At 49.1% G+C, this 1417-nt stretch carries 1 rRNA gene; it reads right to left on the bottom strand.

The annotated features are described in order from the left end of the window. Positions 1-72 precede the first annotated feature (72 nt). Positions 73-1417 (bottom strand): 23S ribosomal RNA (locus tag BLR32_RS33690); the annotation flags it as partial.

Raw genomic sequence — 1417 nt, 5'->3', positions numbered from 1 at the left:
CAGCGATTGATCTGACTCCAGACTTGCAATAAGATACATATTGGGAAGGTTGTAATAGTTCTAACAAAAAATAAAATTAAAGCTTACGGGCAATTAGTACTACTCGGCTTCGATGTTACCACCCTTACACCTGTAGCCTATCAACGTCGTAGTCTGCGACGGCCCTTAAAAGTAAACTCATCTTGAGGTTGGTTTCACGCTTAGATGCTTTCAGCGTTTATCCTTTCCGTACATAGCTACTCAGCACTGCACCTGGCGGCACAACTGATACACCAGCGGTACGTACGACCCGGTCCTCTCGTACTAAGGTCATGTCCTCGCAATTTACTAACGATCACAACAGATAGGGACCGAACTGTCTTGCGACGTTCTGAACCCAGTTCACGTGCCACTTTAATCGGCGAACAGCCGAACCCTTGGGACCTTCTCCAGCCCCAGGATGTGACGAACCGACATCGAGGTGCCAAACCTCCCCGTCGATATGAGCTCTTGGGGGAGATCAGCCTGTTATCCCCGGAGTACCTTTTATCCTTTGAGCGATGGCCCTTCCATACAGAACCACCGGATCACTTTAGCCAGCTTTCGCTCCTGCTCGGCTTGTCGGCCTCACAGTCAAGCACCCTTTTACTAATGCGCTCTGCGTACGATTACCAACCGTACTGAGGGTACCTTTGCGAGCCTCCGTTACTTTTTAGGAGGCGACCACCCCAGTCAAACTACCCACCAAACAATGTCCCTGCTTCCAGGTTAGACTCTAAACAACAGAAGGTTGGTATTTCAACGTTGACTCCACAACTCCTGGCGAAGCTGCTTCATAGTCTCCCAACTATCCTACACATCTGTTGTTCAAAATCAATGTTAAGTTGTAGTGAAGGTTCACGGGGTCTTTCCGTCCCGTTGCGATTAACCGGCATCTTCACCGATACTACAATTTCACCGAGCTCGTGGTAGAGACAGTGTCCAACTCATTAGACCATTCGTGCAGGTCGGAACTTACCCGACAAGGAATTTCGCTACCTTAGGACCGTTATAGTTACGGCCGCCGTTTACTGGGGCTTCAGTCAGAAGCTTTGGGTTACCCCGAACATCCTTCCTTAACCTTCCAGCACCGGGCAGGTATCAGGCTCTATACGTCATCTTTCGATTTTGCAGGGCCCTGTGTTTTTGTTAAACAGTTGGTTGGACCATTTTACTGAGACTGCATCACTGCAGTACGCCTTATCCCGAAGTTACAGCGTCAATTTGCCTAGTTCCTTTACCACGGATCACTCGAGCGCCTGAGGATATTCTCCTCGACTACCTGTGTCGGTTTACGGTACGGGCTGCTATAACCGAACCTTAGAGGTTTTTCTTGGAAGTCTGATTAGGGACATTATCAGCGCGGCCGAAGCTTTGCTGTACTATCAGGTTCATCACC

This window comes from Chitinophaga filiformis (genome assembly GCF_900102545.1).
GTDB classification, from domain to species: domain Bacteria; phylum Bacteroidota; class Bacteroidia; order Chitinophagales; family Chitinophagaceae; genus Chitinophaga; species Chitinophaga filiformis.
The sequence above is the reverse complement of the archived record's forward strand: the minus strand, read 5'-3'. Positions and strand labels throughout refer to the sequence as shown.